The sequence below is a fragment of the Pedobacter sp. 01N416 genome (genome assembly GCF_056399685.1).
Map to the genome: position 1 here is coordinate 1 of NZ_JBFTRT010000414.1, position 4668 is coordinate 4668.

Genomic DNA, 4668 nt, shown 5'->3' on the forward strand with positions numbered 1-4668 from the left:
CCGGATATACTATAATAATTATGATCAAAAATTTTACTCAACAGATTTCGTGGCATCAATGCGTTCTGCATGTAAAGCAAAGCAGTCCCGATAATCACCAAAAGAAAAGCCGAACTTTTTTTAAGGGTAGACTAAAACGCTTTAGTTTTTTAGTTTGTATTATGCTGATACAATTAATTTGTATTAATGAAAGTTTTGCGCAAACTCCGGCACAAAATATTGTAATTAAAGGTACGGTGTTGGATGACCAGGATGGTCAGATATTAATTGGAACAACGATAACGGATAACAATAAGAAGTTTTTGGGGGTATCTAACGATAAAGGAGATTATACCATCACAATTGCAAAGGGAACTACTGTTCTTTATAATATGATTGGTTATACAACCCTAACCAGAACATTTAATAATAACGAAAATAATGTGATTGTTAGGCTTAGTTCTTCTACAAGTCAATTAAACGAAGTGGTTGTTACGGCATTAGGCATAAAGCGTGAGGAAAAATCGTTAGGTTATGCAGTTTCTAAATTAGATAGTACGGCCTTTACCAATGCGGTTTCTAGTAACTGGACAGATGCTTTATCGGGCAAAGTTGCAGGTTTAAATTTGGTTAGAAATAGTGGCCCAGCCGGTTCAAATAAAATTATTCTTCGTGGTGAAAATAATTTGACAGGAGATAACGAAGCCTTAATTGTAATTGATGGCGTTGTGGCGAGTAGTTCGGCAAGGCGTACAGGCGGTACAGGAGGCGGTGTTTACGGTACATCAGGAGATATTATGCCTGCCGATTTTGGTAGTGGGTTAAATGATTTAAATCCTGATGATATAGAAAATGTAACCGTATTGAAGGGTCCTGCTGCATCAGCATTGTATGGACAGCGTGGAGCAAATGGGGCTATCATCATCACAACAAAATCTGCCAGTTTAAATAAAAAGAAAGTTAATATCTCTTTTACTTCAAATAGTGCATGGGAAGAAATTAACAAAAGTCCTGATAGGCAAACACAATACGGCGCTGGGGTATCTGGCAATTCATATTACTCATATGGAGCGAGTGCCGATGGAGCAAACACCAATTCTACAAGTTCTACTTATGGCCCTGAGTTTTCTCCTGGAGCGATGTTTTTTCAATATGACCCTGCAACCAGAGCGCAAGGATTAACCAGAACACCATGGGTGGCAACTCCTGATCCAATTGATGCATTTTTTAAAACCGGTTTCGAATCATCCAATTCATTTGGTATAGATGGTACTTATAAAAAAGTGGGTTTACGCTTCTCTGCAAGCCATGGCAATAACGAATGGATTGTGCCAAATACAGGTTTGGAGCGAACTACTGCTGCATTAAATATTACAAGTAACGTAACTAAAAAACTAAACATTAACGCCAAGGTGCAATATAGCAATAGAAAAAGCGATAATTTACCAGCCACGGGTTATGGTAATCAGTCGTTAATGTATTGGTTTATGTTTGCACAACCAAATATGAATATTGATTGGTATAAAGATTATTGGGCAACAAACTTAGTTTACAGACAGTTTACAAATTTAACTACCACTTTCCCTGAAGGCCCTTATGCTATATCAGAGCAATATTTAAACGGACAAAGACGGAATGGTTGGTTAGGAAACATCCAAGCGACTTATAGATTTACGGATGCATTGAGTTTAATGCTTAGAGCATCGGGAGATTTGAATAATGACGTTCGCGAAACTCTTCGCCCTTGGGATGCTGCAGGTAATAAATTCGCACATGGTTCTTATCGCGTTGCGGATATACGATCTTACGAAATAAGTGCCGATTTTTTATTAAAGTATAATAAACAATTAACTAAAGATATTCAGCTTACTGCCAATTTAGGTGGCAGCCAAATGCGTAATCAATACAACAAGCTAGAAAAAAGAGCTGATGGATTAGTTATTCCAAATCTTTATGAGTTAAGCAATAACGAAAATCCTTTAGTTTATTCCCCCGATACGGCACAATACAGGCTCAATAGCTTTTATGCTTTAGCTTCTTTAAGCTTTAAAAACTACCTTTATTTAGATATAACAGCCCGTCAGGATTGGAACAGTACATTAGCAACAATTACCAGAACTGATAATGTTGGTTTTTTCTATCCTTCTGCAAGTTTGGCTTTTGTTGCTTCCGATTTTTGGAAACTACCAAAAGTAATCAGCTTTGCTAAATTAAGAGCCTCTATTGCCAGTGTTGGTAGTGGTGGCACCACGCCTTACAGAACTGCTTATAATTATTTGTACGCAGCAGATGGTATTTACCCTGATAGCGCGATGAATAATCCACGTGTTTTGCCAAATCCCGATTTAAAGCCACTAAAAACGACTACAATTGAGCTTGGTTTAGATTTAAAATTATTTAACAACCGATTAAACTTTGATTTTGCAGCGTATAGCGGAAACACCAAAAATCAGATTTTGAGTCGCATTGTTGATAAGGCCTCCGGTTATAATGTTCAAGTAATAAATGTGGGTAGGGTAGATAATAAAGGCATTGAGCTTGCTATAAATGCTACACCGCTAAAATCTCGTACTTTTAAATGGGAGGTAAATGCAAACTTCTCGGCCAATAGAAATAAAATTAGAGAACTGGCAGATAGTTCAGTTGTGTTACGTACTGGTGCGCTAGGTGGCGGACAAGTGGTTGCCAATGTTGGCGGTAGCATGGGCGATATGTATGGTAGAGGTTATTTACGTTCACCAGATGGGCAAATAGTTTTTAATCCGACCACAGGAGTAGCGCTAGAAAATCCTGATTTGCTGTATTTAGGTAACACAATACCTCAATTTAGGTTTGGTTTTGGCACTAGTATTACTTATAAAAATGTTAGTGTTAGTGCATTGTTTGATGCACAATTAGGCGCAGTTGGGCATTCTTTAACATTTTCTAGAATGGCATCGTTAGGTAAACATAGTATTACCTTGCCAGGAAGATATAATGGCATAGTTGGCGACGGGGTACTTCTAAATCCTGATGGAACGTACCGTAAAAATGATGTGGTAGCCACCGATATGAATGCCTATTACGAATCAATTTATGGTAGTGGGCAAGCAGAAGGAAGTGTATTTAGAACGGATTACTTAAAATTTAGAGAAGCAAATTTAACATACAATTTTGGGCAAAAAGTGCTTAAAAGTATAGGTTTTACTAAATTGAGTCTAGGCGTTTATGGGCGTAACTTATTTATTTGGTCGCCTTGGCCAGCTTTCGATCCCGAGTTTGGAACATTAGCGGGAGGAGATATAGTTCAAGGTTTTGAAACAGGCCAATTGCCTTCAACCAGAACTTTTGGAGCCCGTTTAGTAGTTGGACTTTAATTTTATCAACATGAAAAATTATAAACAAACATTAGCATATACTTTTTTAGCCATTATTGGTTTAACCTTTAATTCTTGTACAAAAGACTTTACCGGAGTTAATACCGATCCTATTGGCAAGAGCACAACAACAGCAAACCAATTATTAGCACCTGCTTTAGTTGGTGTTCTTAACGCAAATATGAGCAGAAATTGGAATTTTAATAACCAGCTAATGCAAGTAACGGTTGAAATTAACGATTCGGAAGGTCGTGTTTTTAGGTACGATGTACGAAGAACACAGGCAGATTATACCTGGAACAATTGGTACTTATTTTTAACTGATTTAAAAGATATTTATACCATTGCCAGCAAGCCAGAATCGCTAAACAAATCATATCAAGGCATATCACTTGTTGCTCAAACTTGGGTATCTCAATTATTAACTGATACTTATGGAGATGTACCTTATAGCGAAGCCAATTTAGGTAAAGAGGGAAACGTACAACCTAAATTTGACAGACAAAAAGATATTTATGCTGATATGTTTGCCAAATTAGAACAAGCTAACCAACTTTTAAAAGAGGGTACGCCAATTAATACCACTGGCGATCCTGTTTTTCAAGGCGATGTTTCAAAATGGAGAAGGTTTTGCAACTCGTTATATTTACGATTATTATTAAGGGCATCGGGCAAAGCCGAAGTTGCGCCAACTATAATTGCCAAAATAAAACAAATTGTTGATGGCAACCCATCAGAATATCCGATAATGCAAAATAATACCCACACGGCTAAAATTTTATGGAACGGAACAAACAGTAGTACCGCAGTTTTTTCATCACCATTTATGGTGAATATTAGAGCTGCTGATTTCAGAGGAATTCCTATTTGCAATTTCTTTTTGGGTAATCTGGTAACATGGGATGACCCCCGTATGAATAGTAATTTAACAGGTAACAATGTTAATCGTTTTTGTATAGATGCTGCACCAAATGGTGGTTTTGTTGGTATTCCAAGTGGTTATGCTCAGGGATCTGGTCTTTCGGTTTTATCTCACTTTAATTCTGATGCTGAAAATAAGCCCACCTTACWAACTGATCGTTTTACAGGTATAATTATGAATGCTGCCGAAGTTGATTTTATTTTGGCAGAAGCTGCTGCAAGAGGATGGATTAGTGGCCCAACTGAAAAATATTACTACAAAGGAATGGTTGATGCGATAAATTATTGGTTGCCAAATTACATCAGTACAACAACTGATAGTAGGTTTATTGATTATGTACAGGCAGCCAATTTAGATTGGGATTCAACACTWCCATTGGATAATACCACATCCGGAAATAGTCAGTTAGAG

The 4668-nt window shown here is 37.2% G+C and carries 2 protein-coding genes; both read left to right on the plus strand.

What is annotated here, in order from left to right; genetic code table 11:
• The first annotated feature begins 161 nt into the window (after positions 1-161).
• On the plus strand, positions 162-3335 hold the full coding sequence (locus AC1DND_RS20190; protein WP_477584359.1) for a SusC/RagA family TonB-linked outer membrane protein: 3174 nt from the start codon (positions 162-164) through the stop codon (positions 3333-3335).
• Between the two features lie 10 nt (positions 3336-3345).
• The coding region (locus AC1DND_RS20195; RefSeq protein ID WP_477584361.1) for a SusD/RagB family nutrient-binding outer membrane lipoprotein at positions 3346-4668 on the plus strand (1323 nt) is incomplete at its 3' end.

What these genes read in the sequence shown, in the direction of transcription:
- AC1DND_RS20190 (WP_477584359.1), top strand. Translation starts at nt 162, where the DNA reads ATGCTGATACAATTAATTTGTATTAATGAAAGTTTTGCGCAAACTCCG.